The organism is Streptomyces sp. NPDC090741, from assembly GCF_044769045.1.
In the GTDB taxonomy this organism is placed as follows: domain Bacteria; phylum Actinomycetota; class Actinomycetes; order Streptomycetales; family Streptomycetaceae; genus Streptomyces.
Genome location: NZ_JBIVXF010000008.1, coordinates 134,635 through 154,516 on the forward strand (window position 1 = coordinate 134,635; position 19,882 = coordinate 154,516).

The 19,882-nt window shown below is 71.6% G+C and carries 17 protein-coding genes and 1 tRNA gene; 14 read left to right on the forward strand and 4 right to left on the reverse strand.

Annotated elements, in window-relative coordinates:
* Positions 1-32 precede the first annotated feature (32 nt).
* Positions 33-1,013 carry an ArsA family ATPase gene (locus ACIQU4_RS22395; RefSeq protein ID WP_403733429.1) on the forward strand — a complete coding sequence of 327 codons (981 nt, stop codon included), beginning with the start codon at positions 33-35 and terminating at the stop codon, positions 1,011-1,013.
* Positions 1,010-2,308 (forward strand): ArsA family ATPase, encoded by a 1,299-nt coding sequence (locus tag ACIQU4_RS22400; protein ID WP_403733432.1) that lies wholly within the window; start codon positions 1,010-1,012, stop codon positions 2,306-2,308. Before ACIQU4_RS22395 ends, ACIQU4_RS22400 begins: the two co-directional genes overlap by 4 nt.
* Positions 2,309-2,434: 126 nt before the next feature.
* Here the strand turns inward: ACIQU4_RS22400 and ACIQU4_RS22405 are convergent, their stop codons facing one another.
* Entirely contained in the window at positions 2,435-2,803 is a 369-nt protein-coding gene (locus ACIQU4_RS22405; protein WP_385573688.1) for a WhiB family transcriptional regulator, read from the reverse strand.
* Between the two features lie 397 nt (positions 2,804-3,200).
* Here ACIQU4_RS22405 and ACIQU4_RS22410 point away from each other — a divergent pair, with 397 nt between their 5' ends.
* On the forward strand, positions 3,201-5,489 hold the full coding sequence (locus tag ACIQU4_RS22410) for a transglycosylase domain-containing protein (RefSeq protein WP_403733435.1): 2,289 nt from the start codon (positions 3,201-3,203) through the stop codon (positions 5,487-5,489).
* Between the two features lie 84 nt (positions 5,490-5,573).
* Here ACIQU4_RS22410 and ACIQU4_RS22415 read toward each other — a convergent pair whose 3' ends face one another.
* A complete protein-coding gene (locus ACIQU4_RS22415; RefSeq protein ID WP_403733437.1) occupies positions 5,574-6,035 on the reverse strand; it encodes a GatB/YqeY domain-containing protein in 462 nt (153 codons plus the stop codon).
* A gap of 67 nt (positions 6,036-6,102) precedes the next feature.
* On the opposite strand from ACIQU4_RS22415, the gene ACIQU4_RS22420 reads away from it, so the two are divergent.
* From ACIQU4_RS22420 to ACIQU4_RS22470, 11 genes are all read left to right on the forward strand, one after another.
* Positions 6,103-7,041, forward strand: coding sequence for a metallophosphoesterase (locus tag ACIQU4_RS22420; protein WP_403733439.1), 939 nt, complete (start codon positions 6,103-6,105; stop codon positions 7,039-7,041).
* 102 nt (positions 7,042-7,143) lie between these two features.
* Positions 7,144-7,217 (forward strand) — tRNA-Pro (locus ACIQU4_RS22425).
* A 355-nt stretch (positions 7,218-7,572) separates the two neighbouring features.
* Positions 7,573-9,756: an asparagine synthase (glutamine-hydrolyzing) gene (gene asnB / locus ACIQU4_RS22430; RefSeq protein WP_403733441.1), complete on the forward strand. Its 2,184-nt coding sequence runs from the start codon at positions 7,573-7,575 to the stop codon at positions 9,754-9,756.
* Positions 9,757-9,782: 26 nt separating this feature from the next.
* Complete coding sequence (locus tag ACIQU4_RS22435; protein WP_403733443.1) at positions 9,783-10,484, forward strand: class I SAM-dependent methyltransferase; 702 nt, start codon at positions 9,783-9,785, stop codon at positions 10,482-10,484.
* Positions 10,484-11,338 (forward strand): isocitrate lyase/phosphoenolpyruvate mutase family protein, encoded by an 855-nt coding sequence (locus ACIQU4_RS22440; RefSeq protein WP_385573704.1) that lies wholly within the window; start codon positions 10,484-10,486, stop codon positions 11,336-11,338. Before ACIQU4_RS22435 ends, ACIQU4_RS22440 begins: the two co-directional genes overlap by 1 nt.
* Positions 11,335-12,447, forward strand: a complete 1,113-nt coding sequence (gene aepY / locus ACIQU4_RS22445; protein ID WP_403733447.1) for a phosphonopyruvate decarboxylase — start codon at positions 11,335-11,337, stop codon at positions 12,445-12,447. Before ACIQU4_RS22440 ends, aepY begins: the two co-directional genes overlap by 4 nt.
* Positions 12,444-13,205 (forward strand): metallophosphoesterase, encoded by a 762-nt coding sequence (locus ACIQU4_RS22450; RefSeq protein WP_403733450.1) that lies wholly within the window; start codon positions 12,444-12,446, stop codon positions 13,203-13,205. Before aepY ends, ACIQU4_RS22450 begins: the two co-directional genes overlap by 4 nt.
* Before the next feature lie 53 nt (positions 13,206-13,258).
* Positions 13,259-14,629, forward strand: coding sequence for a biotin carboxylase N-terminal domain-containing protein (locus ACIQU4_RS22455; protein ID WP_403733452.1), 1,371 nt, complete (start codon positions 13,259-13,261; stop codon positions 14,627-14,629).
* Between the two features lie 6 nt (positions 14,630-14,635).
* Positions 14,636-15,595: a TauD/TfdA family dioxygenase gene (locus ACIQU4_RS22460; RefSeq protein WP_403733455.1), complete on the forward strand. Its 960-nt coding sequence runs from the start codon at positions 14,636-14,638 to the stop codon at positions 15,593-15,595.
* Positions 15,592-16,641: a methyltransferase domain-containing protein gene (locus tag ACIQU4_RS22465; RefSeq protein ID WP_403733458.1), complete on the forward strand. Its 1,050-nt coding sequence runs from the start codon at positions 15,592-15,594 to the stop codon at positions 16,639-16,641. Before ACIQU4_RS22460 ends, ACIQU4_RS22465 begins: the two co-directional genes overlap by 4 nt.
* 52 nt (positions 16,642-16,693) lie before the next feature.
* Positions 16,694-17,923, forward strand: a complete 1,230-nt coding sequence (locus tag ACIQU4_RS22470) for a GNAT family N-acetyltransferase (protein ID WP_403733461.1) — start codon at positions 16,694-16,696, stop codon at positions 17,921-17,923.
* A 34-nt stretch (positions 17,924-17,957) separates the two neighbouring features.
* Here the strand turns inward: ACIQU4_RS22470 and ACIQU4_RS22475 are convergent, their stop codons facing one another.
* Positions 17,958-19,193 (reverse strand): MFS transporter, encoded by a 1,236-nt coding sequence (locus ACIQU4_RS22475; protein WP_403733464.1) that lies wholly within the window; start codon positions 19,191-19,193, stop codon positions 17,958-17,960.
* Positions 19,193-19,876: a thymidylate kinase gene (locus tag ACIQU4_RS22480; protein WP_403733467.1), complete on the reverse strand. Its 684-nt coding sequence runs from the start codon at positions 19,874-19,876 to the stop codon at positions 19,193-19,195. The genes ACIQU4_RS22475 and ACIQU4_RS22480 overlap by 1 nt, the downstream gene beginning before the upstream one ends.
* Positions 19,877-19,882 lie beyond the last annotated feature (6 nt).

Below are 19,882 nucleotides of genomic sequence, written 5' to 3' on the forward strand. Positions count from 1 at the left end.
GCCCGAGGGGCGAGTGGTTAGGCTCAGACGCTGTGAGCAGGCTCCAGGTGGTCAGCGGCAAGGGCGGAACCGGAAAGACCACGGTCGCCGCGGCACTCGCGCTCGCCCTCGCGCGCGAGGGCAGGCGGACGCTGCTGGTCGAGGTCGAGGGCAGGCAGGGGATCGCACAGCTCTTCGGGGCCGAGGCGCTCCCGTACGAGGAGCGGAAGATCGCTGTCGCTTCGGGCGGCGGGGAGGTCTTCGCACTGGCCATCGACGCCGAGCGGGCGCTGCTCGACTACCTCCAGATGTTCTACAAGCTCGGCTCCGCCGGCCGCGCCCTCAAGAAGCTCGGCGCCATCGACTTCGCGACGACCATCGCGCCCGGTCTGCGGGACGTCCTGCTCACCGGCAAGGCGTGCGAGGCGGTCCGGCGCAAGGACAAGGCCGGGCGCTACGTCTACGACCACGTGATCATGGACGCGCCGCCGACCGGGCGGATCACCCGGTTCCTGAACGTCAACGACGAGGTGGCGGGGCTGGCCCGGTTCGGGCCGATCCACAACCAGGCGCAGGCCGTCATGAAGGTGCTCAAGTCCCCGGAGACGGCCGTCCACCTGGTCACGCTGCTGGAGGAGATGCCCGTCCAGGAGACCGCCGACGGGATCGCCGAGCTGGAGGCGGCCGGACTGCCCGTCGGGCGGGTCGTCGTCAACATGGTGCGGCCGCACCACCTGGACGAGGGCACCCTGCGCGCCGCCGCCGGCGAGCGCCGGGCGGACGTGGCCAAGGCGCTGGCCCGAGCGGGCCTGGGCGGCGCACGCCGCGGCGGGCTCGCCGAGCGGCTGGTGGACCCGCTGCTCGCGCAGGCCGCCGAGCACGCGAGCCGGGTGGAGCTGGAGCGCGCGCAGCGCACCGTACTGGAGCAGCTGGACGTGGCGACGTACGAACTCCCCCTGCTCGGCGCGGGGATGGATCTGGCCGGGCTCTACGAGCTGGCCTCGGAGCTGCGGAAGCAGGCGGGCGACGAATGACCGAGGCCACAACGGGAACGAAGACCGGCGCCGGCCTGGACGCTCCCCCGCGGCTGCCCGTGGACCGGCTGCTGGACGACCCCGGGACGCGGATCATCGTCTGCTGCGGCGCGGGCGGGGTCGGCAAGACCACGACCGCCGCGGCCCTCGGCGTACGGGCGGCGGAGCGCGGGCGGAAGGTGGTCGTGCTGACCATCGACCCGGCGCGGCGGCTCGCGCAGTCGATGGGGATCGACTCGCTGGACAACACCCCGCGCAGGGTCAAGGGGGTCAAGGGGGTCGACGGCGCGGACGGCGGCGAACTGCACGCCATGATGCTCGACATGAAGCGGACCTTCGACGAGATCGTCGAGGGGCACACGGACGCCGAGCGGGCGGAGGCCATCCTCGCCAACCCCTTCTACCAGTCGCTGTCGGCCGGCTTCGCGGGCACGCAGGAGTACATGGCGATGGAGAAGCTGGGCCAGCTGCGGGCCCGCGACGACTGGGACCTGATCGTCGTGGACACCCCGCCGAGCCGGTCCGCGCTGGACTTCCTCGACGCGCCGAAGCGGCTGGGGTCCTTCCTGGACGGGAAGTTCATCCGGGTGCTGATGGCTCCGGCGAAGGTGGGCGGCCGGGCGGGGATGAAGTTCCTCAACGTCGGCATGTCCCTGATGACCGGCACGCTCAGCAAGCTGATGGGGGCCTCGCTGCTGAAGGACGTGCAGACGTTCGTGGCGGCGATGGACACGATGTTCGGCGGGTTCCGCACCCGCGCGGACGCGACGTTCCGGCTGCTCCAGGCTCCGGGTACGGCCTTCCTGGTGGTCGCGGCGCCCGAGCCGGACGCGCTGCGGGAGGCGGCGTACTTCGTGGAGCGGCTGGCCGCGGAGAAGATGCCGCTGGCCGGGCTCGTACTGAACCGGGTGCACGGCAGTGGTGCCGATCAGCTGTCCGCGGAGCGGGCGTTGGCCGCCGCAGAGAATCTTGAAGAGGGCGGCATTGTCGATCAGGAGTCCGGGAATGCTGGACTTCGTGACTCGGCCGCTGAGGCTGAAACGGCGGACGCCGGCGCGGCGGGGGCCGACGCGGCGGGGGCCGATGTGGACGAGATCACCGCAGGACTGCTGCGTCTGCATGCCGAGCGGATGCAGGTGATCGCGCGTGAACAGCGCACCCGCGATCGGTTCACCTCGCTGCACCCCGAGGTGGCGGTGGCCGAAGTGGCCGCCCTGCCCGGCGATGTGCACGACCTCGCCGGGCTGCGGGCCATCGGAGAGCGACTCGCGGCCGGGGTGCCGGCCGGAGCGTAGGCGTTCGTACGGCGGATGCCTACGACGGATGCCTACGACGGATGCCTACGACGGATGCCTGCGTACGAGCGGTGCCTCCGGGTGCGGAGACAGTCGTACGCGGGACCGCGCGAGGGGACCTGCGGCCTACCCCGCTGCCGCGTACGTCTCATACGTCTCGTACGGGACGTCGATCTCCGCCATGTCCGCATCGACATCCACGGTGAGGATGCCCGTACTGCGCTCGTACTCCGTACGGGCGGTTTCGAGCAGCCGTCGCCACGAGGTGACGGTGGGACGCCGGCGCAGCAGTGCGCGACGCTCCCGCTCGGTCATTCCGCCCCAAACTCCGAACTCGACACGATTGTCGAGCGCGTCGGCCAGGCACTCGGTCCGCACCGGACATCCGGTGCACACCGCCTTGGCCCTGTTCTGTGCCGCTCCTTGAACGAACAGTTCATCCGGATCGGTAGTGCGGCAGGCTGCCTGCGCACTCCAGTCGGTAACCCAGCCCATCCCGGCGCCGTCCTCTCCCGAATCGAGGCTCCCCCACGGCGGTAGCGGCATATTCACCGCTGCCAGTTGAGGACGTTACGGAAGGCGGGCACAGTGCAACACCCCCGACGGGCCCAATCTTGAATGGTCCGAACGGACTATGGGTAAGCGGCAGATCACCCGACGGAGTGATCCGGCGACATGCCCGACCATTCCGGCAATTCGGATGGAATCGGCGGACCACGGGCGAGCGACCGTCAGGGTGAGGGGCGAGATTCGGACATAAGTCCACCCCATTCGGGAAGGGTGAAAATCAAGCCGCGGGGTTGATGTCGCACCGTACTGCTGTGACAGTTGAGGACAGCTTAGGCCAAGGCATTCGCGCGTGTCCGGCGAATGAGAACGTAGGCTGCCCTCCATGGGAAAGAAGCGCTCGGGCGCCGGGCTCACGGGGCCACAGCAGGCCGCCAAGTTCCTCGGGGTGTCCGTTCTCTCCGGAGTTGTGCTGGCCGGCATCGCGATCCCGGGCGCAGGCGCCCTGGGGCTCGCCGCCAAGGGAACGGTCGAGGGATTCGACGAGATCCCGGCCAATCTCAAGACACCGCCGCTGAGTCAGCGCACGACGATTCTGGACGCCGAGGGTGGCTTGATCGCCACGGTCTATTCACGGGACCGGCAGGTGGTGCCGCTGACGGCCATCTCCCCGTACATGCAGAAGGCGATCGTCGCGATCGAGGACTCGCGTTTCTACGAGCACGGCGCGATCGACGCGAAGGGCATCCTGCGCGCGGTCAACCGCAACGCGCAGGAGGGCGGGGCCGCGCAGGGCGCCTCCACACTCACGCAGCAGTACGTGAAGAACGTGTTCGTCGAAGAGGCCGGCGATGACGAGACCAAGGTGCGCGAGGCCCAGGAGAAGAGCCTGGGCCGCAAGATCCGCGAGCTGAAGTACTCGATCCAGGTCGAGGAGGAACTCGGGAAGAAGAAGATCCTCGAGAACTACCTCAACATCACGTACTTCGGCCAGCAGGCGTACGGAATCGAATCCGCCGCCCAGCGCTACTTCAGCAAGCCGGCCAAGGACCTGACCCTGGACGAGTCTGCGCTGCTGGCGGGCGTGGTGCAGTCGCCGAGCCGCTTCGACCCGGTGAACGACGCGCAGGAGGCGACGAAGCGCCGGAACGTCGTCCTCCAGCGGATGGCCGACATGAAGGACGTCTCGCAGACCGAGGCGGACGAGGCGAAGAAGAAGCCGGTGACGCTGAAGGTGACGCGGCCGAAGAACGGCTGCATCACCGCGGTCAAGGGCGCGGGCTTCTTCTGCGACTACGTGCGCAACACGTTCCTGACCGACCCGGTGTTCGGCAAGACCCGCGAGGAGCGGGCCAAGCTCTGGAACCAGGGCGGCCTGACCGTGCGGACGACGCTGGACCCGCAGTCGCAGGAGTCCGTCAACGAGTCGATCAAGGACCACGTCAACCAGGACGACAAGGTCGCCACGGCCGTCACCCTGGTGCAGCCGGGCACGGGCCGGGTCCTCGCCATGGGCCAGTCGAAGCCGTACGGCTTCGGGAAGAACGAGACGCAGATCAACTTCTCGGTCGACAAGCGGATGGGCGGATCGAACTTCGGCTTCCCGACCGGTTCGACCTTCAAGCCGTTCGTCGCGGCCGCGGCCCTGGAGAAGGGCGTGCCGGCGGGCAAGACGTACCCGTCCCCGCACGACATGGAGTACCCGAGTCCGGTGGAGACCTGCGGCGACAAGCCCTGGGTCAACACCATGCACGACCGGGTCGAGAACGAGTCGGAGTCCGAGCGCGGCCCGTACGCCATGCAGGACGCGATGGCCAAGTCGGTCAACACGTACTTCGTGGAGATGATCTCCGAGAACGGGCTCTGCCCCGTGACCGAGATGACCACCAAGCTCGGCGTGATCCCGGCCGACGGGACGAAGCTGCCGGAGGTCCCGGCGATCGCGCTCGGCACCGAGGGCATGTCCCCGCTGACCATGGCGAACGCGTACGCGACCTTCGCCAACCGCGGCGTGTACTGCACCCCCGTCGCCCTGGAGTCCATCACCGACGCGCACGGCAAGGCGCTGGCCGTGCCGAAGTCGCAGTGCGACCGGGTGATGAACGAGAAGACCGCCGACACCGTCAACACGCTGCTGCTCGGCGTGATCGACTCCGGTACGGGTACCGCGGCGGGTCTGACCGACCGGCAGAACGCGGGCAAGACCGGTACCACCGACAGCCGCTACAACGCCTGGTTCGTCGGGTACACGCCGAACATGGCCGGCGCGACGTGGGTCGGCTCGGGCGGCGCGAAGCAGGTGTCGATGGAGAACATCACCATCGGCGGCCAGTACTACGACAAGGTCTACGGCGGCGGGCTGCCCGGCCCGATCTGGAAGCAGGCGGTCTCGGGCGCGCTGGAGGGCCGGGAGGCGCCGAGCTTCGTCACGGTCGGCCTCGGGCCGGAGACCGGCGCGCCGACGGGCGGCGGCCGGCCCAGCACCCCGAACCCGAACCCGAACCCGAACAAGCCGGGGAAGCCCGGCAAGCCGGGCGGCGACGGCAAGCCCGGCGGCCGCCCCGGCGGCCAGACGGCGGCGGGGGCCACGGGCGGCCCGACGGGCGGCGCGACGGGCGGCGGCACTCCGACCGACCCGTTCCCGGGCGGCGTGATCGGCGGCCTTGAGGACTAGCGGCCACGAATGAATGGCAGAGGGCCCCGCCCGCGCAGCGCGCAGACGGGGCCCTCAGTCATTCATGCATTCACGCATTCACGTCTATGCGAGGTGCTTCTTGACGGCGGCGGCGACACGGCCGCCCTCCGCCAGACCGGCCACCTTCGGGTTCACGATCTTCATGACGGCACCCATGGCCCGCGGCCCCTCGGCGCCCGAGGCCTTGGCCTCCTCGACGGCCTGCGCCACGATCGCGCCGAGCTCGTCGTCGCTGAGCTGCTTGGGCAGGTAGGTGTCGAGGAACTCGCCCTCCGCCACCTCGCGCGCGGCCTGCTCGGGACGGCCGCCCTGCGCGAAGGCCTCCGCGGCCTCGCGGCGCTTCTTCGCCTCCTTGGCGATCACCTTGAGGACCTCGTCGTCGGAGAGCACCCGCGCCTCCTTGCCCGCGACCTCCTCCTTGGTGATGGCGGAGAGGGTCAGGCGCAGCGTGGACGAGTGCAGCTCGTCGCGCGCCCTGATGGCGGTGGTGAGGTCTTCCTGGAGCTTGGCCTTGAGCGTGGTCATGACCTGAGTCTGCCAGGTGGAGGGCCGGTGGCGCCCGCAGGTTTTCCGCGTCTGCGACGATGGGGCCATGCGTGCGCGTTACGGAGTACCCCTGAAGGTCACGGCGTCGATCGCGGCAGTGGGGGCCGCCGGTGTGGCCTATGCCGCCGGTTTCGAGGCTCGGTCGTTCCGGCTGCGCCGGATCACCGTGCCGGTGCTCCCCGCCGGGATGCGCCCGCTGCGCGTGCTCCAGGTCTCCGACATCCACATGGTCGGCGGGCAGCACAAGAAGCGCGCGTGGCTGCAGTCGCTGGCCGGCCTGCGGCCGGACTTCGTGGTGAACACGGGGGACAACCTCTCCGACACGGAGGGCGTTCCGGAGGTACTGGACGCCCTGGGCCCCCTGATGTCCTTCCCCGGGGTGTACGTCTTCGGGTCGAACGACTACTACGGGCCGAGGCTGCGCAATCCCGGGCGCTACCTGATCGAGAAGGTCCAGGGGCGGCACGGGCTGAACGGCAATAAGCCGGTCGTCGGCGCCGTGCACAACCCGTGGCAGGAGCTGCGGGACTCCTTCGACGCGGCGGGCTGGGTCAACCTCACCAACACCCGCGGCCGCCTGAAACTGCCCGGTCTGGAGCTCGCCTTCACCGGGCTCGACGACCCGCACATCAAGCGCGACCGCTACGAGCGGGTCGCGGGCGGACCGGAGGCGGACGCCGACTTCTCGATGGCGGTCGTGCACGCCCCGTACCTGCGGGTCCTGGAGGCCTTCACGGCCGACCGGTACCCGCTGATCCTGGCCGGGCACACGCACGGCGGACAGCTGTGCATCCCCTTCTACGGGGCGCTCGTCACCAACTGCGACCTGGACACGAAGCGGGTGAAGGGGCTCTCCACGCACGAGGCGAACGGGCACCGCGCCTACCTCCACGTCTCGGCGGGCTGCGGCACGAACCGCTACACCCCGGTCCGCTTCGCCTGCCCCCCGGAAGCCACCCTCCTGACGCTGACCCCGAAGGCGTAGCGGCCCCGCCGACCCCCTCGCGAAAACCGGATTTCGTCTCCGGCCGAGGGTCCGCTAAAGTAATCGATGTCGCCAGGACAGCCAAGGCTTCAGGGCGACGATCGGGGTGTAGCGCAGCTTGGCAGCGCGCTTCGTTCGGGACGAAGAGGTCGTGGGTTCAAATCCCGCCACCCCGACGCTGTAGTACGAGGTCAGGGCCGGTTTCCTTTGGGAAGCCGGCCCTGCTTCGTTTTGGCGTGTCGTACTGCGTGTCATCCGCCGCGTACGGGGCGTGCCGGTTCGGGTGCCGGGGGGCCACTGGGGGGCCACCGGGGGGACACCGGGGGTGGGGATGCTGTTCAGCAGTAGGTGACCACTGACGCTGAGCGGAGGTGAATGAGATGAAGGTTTACGTCAAGCCGGAGGCCAAGAAGGTCGACCAGGGCACCATCGTCGCCGCTGTCCGCTAGTAGCGACCCCATGCCACGCCTCCCGTTCGGGGGGCGTGGCATGTCCGCTCCACACATCAGTGACAGGGGAATCGGAAGCCTTATGTGCGGAATTGCAGGATTCGCCCACACGGACGGAAGCACCCTCGCGGGGTCGGCCGACGCGATTCTCCGCGACATGGCCCATGCGCTGCGGCCGCGCGGGCCGGATGACATGCAGTTCCACCACACCGGGCCGGCGTGCATGTCGTTCACGCGGCTCGCGCTGATCGACCCCGAGGGCGGGCGGCAGCCGTTCATCAGCGAGGACGGGAACGTCATCCTCGCGGCGAACGGGGAGATCTACAACTACCGGGAGTTGCGGAAGGGGTTCGAGGGGCGGGTTCGCTTTCGGAGTGAGAGCGATTGTGAAGTGCTTCTCCATCTTTATCTGGAGAGGGGGCTCTCGTTCCTTGACGATGTGCGGGGGATGTTCGGGATCGCCGTCATCGACCTGCGTGAGCAGCGGCTGCTGCTCGCACGCGACCGGCTCGGCATCAAGCCGCTGTTCATCCACCGCAACCGCGACGCCGTGCTCTTCGGCTCCGAGGTCAAGGCGCTCTTCGCGCACCCCGACTGCCCGCGCGAGCTCGACTGGGCGCGCGCCCTCGCCGACCAGGGACTCAGCTCCGCGCCGGTGATGAGCCATGACGAGCCTGTCAGTTGGTTCAAGGGGATCGATCACGTTCCGGTCGGGGCCATCGTCGACATCAGCCTGCGCGGCGGGGCCACCCGCGTGCACCGGTATTGGGAGCTGCCCACGCCGGCCGAGGCCGGCGGGCTTCCCGAGAGCTTCTTCGTGCGGAGCATGGGCGACCTGCTCGCCTCCTCCGTCCGCGAGTGCCTGATCGCCGACGCCGAGATCGGCGTCTTCCTCAGCGGCGGCCTCGACTCCGCGGCCATCACCTCCCTGGCCGCGCACTCCGGACTGCACACCTTCTCCGCGCTGACCGGCGCCACCGTCGTCAACAAGGACGCGCAGTACGCCCGCGAGACCGCCGACCTGCTCGGACTCCCCAACCACCAGGTCGCCTTCGGGGCCGACCGGATCCCCTCGCCCGACGAGTGGCGGCGCCTGCTCTGGCTGATGGAGACGCCGCTGTGCGGCCCCGAGCAGTTCTACAAGAGCGAGATGTACCGCTTCGCCCGCGCCGAACGCCCGGAGCTCAAGGCGATCCTGCTCGGCTCGGGCGCCGACGAGTTCAGCGGCGGCTACAGCGTCGCCCTCTCCGGCGGCGGCGACTGGGAGGACTTCGAGGGCAACCTGCGGGCGATGGCCCGCCGCAAGGCCCTCGGCTCGCAGTCCGCCCTCTCCGTCTGGTGGGAGGGCACCGACCTGCCGCTGCTCAGCGACGACGCCGTCGGCGCGTACGCCCCCGGCGCGGTGGACGACCCGTACGGCTCCTACCTGGCCTGGAAGTTCCGGGACATGCAGCAGTACAACTTCTGGGTCGAGGACCGCACCGCCTCCGGCAACGGCGTGGAGGCGCGCGTCCCCTTCCTCGACCACCGCATCATCGAGCTGCTCGCGACCGTGCCGCGCGCCTACCGCAAGCGGCTGTTCTGGGACAAGCAGGTCATCCGCGAGGCCGTACGGGACATCCTGCCCGCCGAGGTGATCGGCCGGCCCAAGCTCGCCTTCTACGAGGGCGAAGGCGTGCGCCACACGCACCGCACCTTCACCCGCATGCTCGCGCAAAACGGCGACGAGCTCGTCGAGCAGGCCCTCTCCTCGCCGCGCGCCGCCCAGTACCTCGACGGCGCGAACATCCACCGCGCCCTGCGCCGGCTGGAGCGGGACCAGGGCTCCGGCCACGTCGAACTGCTCCTGCGCGTGGTCAACCTGGGCATCCTCGACCTGATGGCCGTGGACGTCCCGGGCAGCCGGGCCCCGAACGGCCCGGCCCCGTACGAACTGCGCGTCACGGACTTCGAGGGCCCCGAGGTCCAGGAGCTGTTCCCGCAGGCACGGATCGAGGAGACCTCGGTGTTCCGCCTCGCCGAGGGCGTCCTCGTACTCGACGACGTACAGGGCGCGAACACCTCGTACGTCGTGGTCGACGGCGGCATCCGCTTCGTCATCGACCACCTCACCCACGCGGACTGGCTGCGGCTGCTGCGTGGACTCGACGGGCGCCGGCCGCTGTCGGAGGCGCTCGCCGCCACCGGCTGCGCACTCGACGCGATGCGGCCGCTGCTGGACGGATCGCTCGAAGCCGGCCTGCTGGAGTCCGTCGACGCCCCCTGAAAAGTAATCACGAGTGAGGTCATCCGATGACAGCCCATCTCTACTGGGACGAGGTCTGGCGCACCGACAGCGGGCGCACAGGCGACTGGTCGCGGCCGCACCCGTGGGTCGTGGACGAGGCCGCGCGACTGCAGAAGCTCGGCGCGCAGGACGTACTGGACCTCGGCTGCGGCGTGGGCCGGCACGCCCTCTGGTTCGCGGAGGCCGGATTCACCAGCTCCGGCACCGACGCCAGCGAGGCGGCGGTAGGTGCCGCCCGCGAGGAGAGCGAGAAGCGCGGGTTACGGGTCGCCCTCGACATCGGCGACTTCGGCGAACTCGCCTACGCGGACGACAGCTTCGACTACGTCCTCGCCTTCAACGTGGTCTACCACAACGACGAGGCCGGCCTCGGCCGCGTGCTCGACGAGGTCCGGCGCGTCCTGCGCCCGGGCGGCATCTACCAGTCCACGATGCTCTCCAAGCGCAACGGCGAGTACGGCCGCGGCATCGAGGTGAGCCCCAACACCTTCCGCCGGCCGGGGGCCACAGACGACAAGGTGCACCCGCACCTGTACGTGGACGCCGCCGACCTGCTGCGCCTGCACCCCGGGTTCCGCCTGCTCAGTGCCACCGACGCCGAGCACGCCGTGCCCGGCTCCTTCCACTGGCACTGCGTGTTCGAGTCGGCGGGGGAGGACGTGGCGGGCACGCACCACGGCCGTTTCGCGCAGAGGGCCGGGGAATAGTGTCGAAGGCGACGCGACTGCGCGAATTGCTGGAACGCAAGGCGCTGGCCCGGATCGTCGGATCCCGGGACGCGCTGACCGCCCTGCTCGTCGAGGAGGCCGGGTTCGACGGCCTGTGGGCGTCGAGCTTCGAGATCTCCGCCTCCCGGGCCCTGCCCGACCTGGGCCTGCTGACCATGTCCGAGCTGCTCGAAGCCTGCTCGCACGTGAACCAGGCGACCAGGCTGCCGCTGCTCGCGGACTGCGACACCGGCTTCGGCGGCAACATCAACGTCGTCCGTACGGTCCGCCAGTTCGAGGCGGCCGACATCGGCGGCATCTGCATGGAGGACAAGGTGTTCCCCAAGCGGAACAGCTTCCTCGGCGGCGGCCAGAACCTGGAGGACGCGGGCGAGTTCGCCGGCCGGATCCAGGCGGCCGTACGGGCCCGGACCACCGCCGACTTCACCGTCATCGCCCGTGTCGAGGCGCTCATCGCCGGGGCCGGGCTCGCCGAGGCGCTGCGCCGCGCGCACCTGTACGCGGACGCCGGCGCCGACGCCATACTGATGCACTCCAAGAAGTCCACTCCGATCGAGATCCTGGAGTTCCTCCAGGCCTGGCAGGCCCGCACGCCCGTGGTCGTCGTACCGACCACCTATCCGCACTGGGACCTCGCCGAGGCCGAGGCGGCGGGCGTCTCGATGGTGATCTACGCGAACCACGCGCTGCGCGCATCGGTCTCCGCCATGCGCGACGTCCTCGGCGAGATCCGGCTCCAGGGCGGGACCGGCGGGGTCGAGGACACCATCGCCCCGATGAAGGAGCTGTTCGGCCTCACCCAGGTGAACCGGTGGGAGGAGTGGAGCGCATGATCAGCGCCGAGTTCTTCTGCGCGGAGCTGGACCGCCGCGGGTACGGGTTCTTCAGCGGGGTGCCGTGTTCCTTCCTCAAGGGCCCGTTCGCGCTGCTGGAACAGCGCGACAGCTACGTCCCGGCGCCCAACGAGGGCATCGCGCTCTCCATGGCCGCCGGCGCCGAGCTGGGCGGAACCCGGGCCGTGGTGCTGGCCCAGAACTCGGGGCTCGGCAACCTCCTCGACCCGCTGACCTCGCTGACCATGGCGTACGAGATCCCGCTGCTGCTGTTCGTCAGCCTGCGCGGCTGGCCGCACGCCGAGGACGACGAGCCGCACCACGCGGCCATGGGCGCCGGGACCATCGGCGTGCTGGAGGCCCTCGGGGTCGCCCACGGCATCCTGGACCCCGCCGAGGAGAGCCTGGGCGGGCTCCTCGACCGCGCGGAGCGGGCCCGGCGCGAGAGGCGGTCCTTCGTCGTCCTCGTACCGGCGAAGACCGTCGACGCCCACCCGGTGCCGGCGCCCGCCCCGGACGCGCGGATGGACCGCCGGGGCGCCGTGTCCGTGATCGCCGGGCACCTGGGCGACGCGCTGGTCTACAGCACCACGGGCATGATCAGCCGGGAGCTGTTCGGGATCGTCGACGCCCCGCGCAACTTCTACATGCAGGGCTCCATGGGGCACGCCATCGGCCTCGGCCTGGGCACCGCGCTGAACCGCCCCGACCAGGACGTCGTGGTCATCGACGGCGACGGCGCGGCGGTCATGCACCTCGGCGGGCTCGCGCTCGTCGGCGAGCGGCGGCCCCCGAACCTGACCCACTTCGTGCTCGACAACGGCGCCTACGACTCCACGGGCGGCCAGCGCACCCGCGCCACGGCCATGCGCTGGGACGAGTTGGCGCTGGCGGCCGGATACCGCACGGGCAGGGTCTGCCGTACGGCCGGGGAAGTCACCGCCCATCTGGGGGAGATCAAGGGGCGGCCGGGCCCGCATCTGGTGGCGCTGCACATCGGCAGGGGTGGGGCCACGCCCCCGCGGGTAACTTCGGCGCACACCAACGCCGAGGTCAGGGCCCGCTTCCAGGCCGCGGCGACCGAAGCCCGGAAGGACGACCTGCCGTGACCACCGTCATCGCCCATGTCAGCGATCTGCACCTGGACCTCTCGGAGCGCGCCACGCAGCGCGCGCTGACGGTCATGAACTACCTGCGTGACATGCCCGGACCCGTGGACGCCGTCCTGGTCTCCGGTGACATCGCCGACCACGCGACGGCGGACGAGTACGCGCAGGCCCGCAAGCTGTTCGACCTGCCGTACCCGGTGCTGGTACTGCCCGGCAACCACGACCGGCGGGGCCCGTTCCGTACGGGCCTGCTCGACGCGGCGCCCGGGGACGAGGAGCTGAACCAGGTCGTCCGCACGCCCGGAGCCGTCTTCGTGCTGTGCGATTCGACGGTCCCAGGCAGCGACGAGGGCCTGCTCAGCGACCTGACCCTGAGCTGGCTGGACCGGACGCTGACCGCCGGGGGCGGGGAGCTGCCCGTCTTCGTCTGCTTCCACCACCCGCCGGTCGACCTGCACACCCCGTACGTGGACCGGGTCCGGCAGTTCGGCGAGGAGCGCCTCGCCGCGGTGCTGGAGCGGCACCCGCAGGTCGTGGCCCTGCTGTGCGGTCACGCGCACGTGGCCGCGGCCACGACGTTCGCGGGGCGCCCGCTGCTCGTGGCGCCCGGGGTCGCCTCGACCGTACCGCTGCCCTTCGAGGGGCGGCCCGCCGTGGACTACGAGCTGGCCCCGGCGCTGGCCTTCCACGTACTGGACGACCGGCGGCGGCTGGTCACGCACTACAGGGCGCTCGGCCGGCCGCATCCCGACCACTGAACCGAAGCCACTGCGAGCCACTGCGAGCCACCGAGAAGCGCTGGGAGAAGGCCATGAGAAGAGTCCTGATCGCCAACCGCGGGGCGATCGCGGCCCGGGCCGTCGACACCTTCCGCAGGCTGGGCTGGTCGCCGATCGCCGTCGTCGCCGCATCGGACCCCCAGCGCCTCCACGCGCTCGCCGCGGACGGGTGCGAGTACCTCCAAGGCACCGGGCTCGCGCAGACGTACGACCACGTGGGCCGGATCGTCGAGGCGGCCCGGCGCTGCGGCGCCGACGCGGTCTACCCGGGCTACGGGGCGCTGGCGGAGGACCCGGAGCTGCCCGAGCGGCTGGCGGCGGCGGGCATCGCCTTCGTCGGGCCGACGGCGGAGGTGCTCGCGGCGGCCCGCGACAAGGACCACGCGGTCGCCACCGCCGACCGGCTGGGCCTGCCCGTACTGCCGCACGCGACCGGGCACGAGCGCATCGCCAAGCTGGTGGCGGACATCGGACTGCCGGTCATCCTCAAGCCGGTCACCGGGTGCGGCGGCCTCGGCGTGCGCATCGTGCACACCGAGGCGGAGGCGGAGCAGGCGCTCGCGCTCATGGCGGACGACGAGGGTGCCGATTGGTACGCCGAGCGGTACGTGGAGCGCGGAGCGGTGGTCGGGGTCACGGTCGCCGTGGACGACGCCGGAACCGTGCACGCGCTCGGTGAGCGGGAGAGCCTGCTGGTCGACGGCAGCATGAAGCTGCTGGAGGCCTCGCCCGTCCAGGGCGTGGCCCCGGAGCTGGTGGAGCGGATGCGGACGGACACGGCCCGGCTCGTCACCGGGATGGGGTTACGGGGCGTGGCGACGGTCGAGTTCATCGTCGGCTCGGGCGTCGGCTCGGGCATCGGCTCGGGCATCGGCTCGGGCGTCGCCTCGGGCATCGGCTCGGGCATCGGCTCGGGCATCGGCGGTGCCCGCAGTCACTACTTCCTGGAGGTCAACGGGCGGCTGCCGCTGGCCTACCGGATGTGCGAGGCACAGACCGGCCTGGACGTGGTGGCCCTCCAGATGGAGCTGGCGCAGGGCGCGCTGCCCGCCCCCGGCCGCATCCGCGTCGACCGGGACACGCACTGCCTGGAGGCGCGCCTGTTCATCGAGCCCTCGCCGGGCGGGGCGCCCGGCGAGATCACCGCCCTGGAGCTGGCCCCCGAGCCGGGGGTGACGTACAACTGCGCGCTGGACGTGCGCAGGCCGGTCGTCCTCGACAACATCGTCACGCAGGTCCTGGCCCTGGGCGAGCGCCGCGGCGCGGCGGCCGGGGCGGTGCTGCGGGCCGTCGCGGGCAGCGGGGTGTCGGGGGTCGGAACGTGCGCGGAAGAGATAGCCGTGTGGCTGCGGGGTTCGGGGCTGGTCCCGGAACGCCTCGGCAGCCAGGCATTGGGAGTCTGATCTGAGATGAACAGCAACGATCCGTTCGCGACCGTCCGCCACCCCGTCGACCGCGCGCTCGCGACGGCCGTCGCCGACAGCGGGGAGGAGGACGTACGCGCGCCCTGGTACCGGGAGTTCGGGCGGACGGTCGGCGGTTACGTACGGCGCCACCTCGACGCCCGGCCCGGCTACTTCGTGCTGAGCGGCCTGGACCACCTGGGCGAGGAGCAGGCGCGCCGGTTCACGGTCGCGGTCTCCCGGCTGGCCGGGGACCTGCTGCCGCAGGACGGCGCGGGAGCCCTGCTGCGGGACGTACGGGACCGGGGGATGCGGCTCGGCGAGGGCGCGACCGGCCGCTACTCGGACAGCCGGCAGGGCGGCAGCCTGCACACCGACGCGGCGCACCGGCCGGGGCGGCTTCCGGACATTTTCGCGCTGTTCTGCGTCCGGCAGGCCTCCAGCGGCGGGGCCCTGGTCACGGTGCACGTGAGCGATCTGCTGGAGATCCTCCGGGGCCACCCCGAGGAGCTCGCGGCGCTGCGGCTGCCGGTCCACTTCGACACCCGGGACGACACGCCGGGGGTGCCGCCCACGACCGAGCGGCCGGTACTGGAGTTCAAGGACGGTCGGGAGCGGATGTACTACCTGCGGGACTACATCGAGATCGGACACCGGCACCCGCACGTACCGCAGTTGACGCCCGAGCAGGTCAAGGCTCTGGACCTGCTGGACTCGCTGCTGGAGCAGCGCGATCTGCAGACGCACGGGCGGCTGGCACCGGGCGAGATGATCTTCATCGACAACCGGTCGATCGTGCACGGCCGGACGGCGTTCGACGAGGACCGGCCGGTGGACGGAGGGCGGCTGATGCTCCGCACCTGGATCGGACTCCCGGCGCAGCACGAGGCCGGGGCCGGGGCCGACACCGATACCGATACCGATACCGACACCGACACCGACTTCGACGCCGGGGCCGTCCGGTGACACGGGTCGTCACCGAGCTCGAACGGCTCGGCCTCGCCGAGTTCCTGGCCGACTTCCCCGGGGACTCGGTGGACCGCCGCCAGTGGGCCGCCGGCGCCCGCGGCCTCGACGGCGAGCTGCGCGCCCTCGCCGGGTTCCTGCTGCTCGGGGAGGTCGCGGCGGCCGACCGGCTGCCGCCCGCCCTCGCCGGTGCGCTGCCGGCCCTGGTCAAGAGTGGGGTCGCGCACCAGCGCGGGGCCGAGGTCCAGCTGGTCGACGTCAGCCTGTTCCGCTGCGCCGGGGTGTGGCTGTTCGCGGAGCCGCCGAGCCCCTTCCCCGTACGCCACTACTTCGGCCGGGACTCGATCGCGCTGGCCCGGCGCACCGGCTTCCGGGCGGGGGCGCGGGTCCTCGACCTGTGCTCCGGGCCGGGGTTCCAGGGGCTGGTCGCCGCCCACGGCGGCGCCCGGGCCACGCTGGTGGAGCTGCTGCCCGAGACCGCCGAAGTGGCCCGGCTCAACGCGGAGATCAACGGGGTGGCCGACCGGATCGAGGTCCTCGTCGGCGACCTGTACGAGCCGCTGCCGGCCGGGGCGGAACCGTACGACCACGTCATCGCGAACATCCCCTTCCTGCCGACCCTCGCGGCCCCGGGCGAGGAGGCCGCCCACGAGGGCGGCGAGGACGGGTTCGGCGTGGGCCGGCGGGTCCTCGCCGGACTCCCCCGGCACCTGGGCGCGGGCGGCACGGCCCATCTGACCGCGCTCCTCCTCCAGGCGGGCGAGCAGCTCGTCACCGACGGTGAACTGCGGGCCTGGGCCGCGGCGAACGGGTACGGCCTGACGGTCACGCTGACCGAGCGGATGGCGGTGGACGCCGACTCCGATCTCGTCCAGACGACGGTGTCGGACCACCTGGAGACCGACCCGCAGGCCGACCCCGAGGAGCTCACCACCGCCGCCGTCGCCATGTACGCGAGCCGCGGGGCGACGGCCGCCCGGCTGGCCTATCTGCGGATCGACGCCGGGATGGCCGACTTTCGTGTCCTCGACCGCGCGGGCGGCTGAAGGTGGCTACCGTGACCGGCGCACTCGATCGCGATCGGGAAGGACGCACAGCGTGACGACGGCAGGGACGGACGGCGCGGGCAACGGCGGGACGAAGCACGGCGCGGGCGACGGCGGGAACGGCCCGAAGAGCCCCGAGCTCGTCGAGCTCACCTCGATACGGGACGCGGAAGTCGACCGGTGGAACGCCCTCGCGGGCGACGCCGCCCTCTATTCGACCCACCGCTGGCTGCTCTACGGCGAGGAGCTGGCCGACGCCGGCTCCCGCCACCTGGTCGCCGCCTCCGGCGGCTCGTACACCGTCGGGCTCCCCACCCACCGCTTCACCGGGAAGGTCCCGCACTTCTACGATCCCGCCGTGCTGTTTCCCGGCGCCGCCGAGCCGGCCACTCCCGAGCGCCCGCTGCACCTCGGCGGCACCCGCCTCGGCTACACCAGCGAGGTGATCGTCGCCCCGGGCACCGCCGAGCCGCTCGCCGCGGCGGGCGTGCGGACCGTACTGGAACGGTTCCGTGCGATGGGCGCCGACGACGGCGGCCTCGCGGCCCTGCTCTACCTCACCGACGAGTCGGTGGAGCGGCTGCTGCCGCACCTGGGCCCCCGGGACCAGGTGGTGATGATGGACGCGACCGCCGTCCTGCCCGTCGACCCCGACGGCCTGGAGGGCTACCGCAGACGCTTCACCTCGCACCAGTTCACCTCCATCCGCCGCGAGATGCGCCGCTACACCGACGCCGGCTGCCGCACCGAGGTCAAGCGCCTCTCCGAGTGCCACCAGCTGCTCGGCCCGCTCTCCGCGCAGGTCCTCATCCGGTACGGGCACCCCGTCACCGACGAGAGCGAGTCGGAGCGCTTCGCCCAGCAGGCCTCGCTGTTCGACGACAACTGCCGGATCCTGGGCGCCTACCAGGGCGACCGCATGGTGGGCTTCACCCAGTACTTCTTCTGGGGGAACACCATGTACGCCCGCTCGCACGGGCTGGACGACTCCATCGCCCGCGAGGCCAAGCTCTACTTCAACCTCACCTACTACGAGGCCGTGAAGTACGCGGCGGCCCACGGCTACCACTGCGTGGACCTGAGCTGCGACGCCTTCCAGGCCAAGGTGTCCCGGGCCGCCCGGCTCCAGCCCCTGTGGGGCGTCGTCCTCGACGCCCCGTGGACCGGTCCGGTCCTGGAGCGCGTACGCGCCGAGGAGCGGGCCCGGCGCGAGGAGTTCGCCTCCCACGACCCGGGGATCGAGTCGCGGGTGGCGCAGCTGGTGGACGCGCACGGCAGGTAGGCCCCCGAAGACGGGCCCAGGCCGGCCGCGACGCTCACCCGGCCGGTCTGGGCTCCCGCTCCTTCTCCCGCTCCCTCTCCCGCTGGTCGCGCCCGCGCTCCGCGATCGCCGCCACCGGTGGCACCGCCGCCCCGGCCGCGACCATGAGGGTGACGAGCACGGCCCACCCCAGCGGGCCCGCGCTCAGGCACAGCGCGTTCAGCACGGTCGGCGCCACCGCACCGCCGATGCCGACCCCGACGGAGAACACGCCCTGGTACTCGCCCTGCGCGTGCTCGGGGGCCAGCCCGAACGACAGCGCGTACTCCCCCGCCGTGAACAGCATCTCCCCGAAAGTCAGCGCCGCCGTGCCGATCAGGATCAGCCCCATCGCCCCGTACATCGGGACGTGCGCGGCGGCGAAGACGAGGGCCATGGCCACGGCGATGACGGGCCCGCTGCGCCGCATGGCCAGCGCCCCGTCGCGCGGGGTCTCGACCCCCTTGGCAACCTTGGTCTGGAGCAGGACCACCAGCGCGCAGCTCAGCGCGAAGACCAGCGACACCGTCCAGCGCGGCGCCTTCGTGTACTCGACGATCCACACCGGCATCAGCACCGTCATGAAGACGTCGAACATGACGAGGGTGCCCGCGAGCACGCTGACGGCGAGGAACGGGCGGTCGGCGAGCGCGTAGTGCCGGCCGCCCCCCGGCTCCTTGGGGATCGGCGGCAGATGCGGCAGCCGGGCCACCAGTACCGCGGCGACGAGGTACGAGACGACGTCGGCGCAGATCGCGATCACGTACGCGGTCCGGGTGTCGGCCTGCAGCGCCAGCCCGCCGAGCAGCGAACCGGAGACCATCGCGAGGTTCTGGAGGGAGTAGATCCGCGCCCGGTAGGCGACCCGGTCCTCACCGCCGACGTACGCGATCAGCGCACCGCTGATCGCGGGGAAGGCGCCGCGCCCCAGGGAGATCAGGGTGATCACCACGAGGAACCCGGCCATACCCTCCACCAGCAGCAGGGCGCCCGCGGCGGCCGCCTGGGCGACCAGTCCGGCGATGCCCACCTCGCGCGGCCCGAACCGGTCGGCGAGCCGGCCGACGAGCGGCCCGGCGACCAGGCCCGCGAGCCCGGCCGCCGTCAGCCCCATGACCACGTTGCCCGTGGACAGGCCCACGGACCGGACGAAGAACAGGACTTGGAGTGGGGCCCAGCTGCCCGCCCCGAGGTAGCGGACGAACAGTGCGGCCGCCAGGCCGCGTCTCAGGCTCCGTCCGTCGCTCGGCATCAGTGGCCCGCCGGGGCTTCGACGACGGCGGGGCGGTGGGCGGCGTCCGCGGGGCGGGGGTTGACCTCGACCCCCAGCTTGGGCGCCAGCAGTTTGCGCAGCTGCTGCGCCGCCGCCTCGGCGGTGTTCGCCCGTACGACGTCCCAGCCGCGCCGGGCCGCCCAGTCGAGCATGACGTCCCGGACGGCCGCCTGGTGGGACAGGAAGCTCTCCGGCCGGCACTCCGGATCGCGGCCGCACTCGTACGGGGTGATGTCGCCCTTCTTGCGGCGCAGCGCCTCCTCGGGGGTGACGTCGAAGAAGACGACGCTGTCCACCGGGGCCATGGCGTGCACGATCGCGTCCACGAGCTCCTGGGGGCAGCCCGCCAGCAGTTCGGTGGCGGCGTGCTTGACCCAGTAGCCGTCGAGGACGACCAGGTCCGCCTCGGCGGCGCGGGCGCGCTCCGCGGCCAGGGTGTTGAGCCAGCCGAGGAAGAGCATCCGGGCCGGGTTCGGCATCTCGGCGATGCAGACCCGCAGTTCGTCGAGGGTGGTGCCGCGCAGGAAGCGGGCCTGCGGTACCTCCGACTCCGCGAACACCTGCCACTTGCCGACGACGCGGAACGACAGGCCCTGGCTCTCGGCCCAGCTCTGCAGCCGCTTGACCTGCGTGCTCTTGCCCGCGCCGTCGGGTCCGTCCATCGCAAC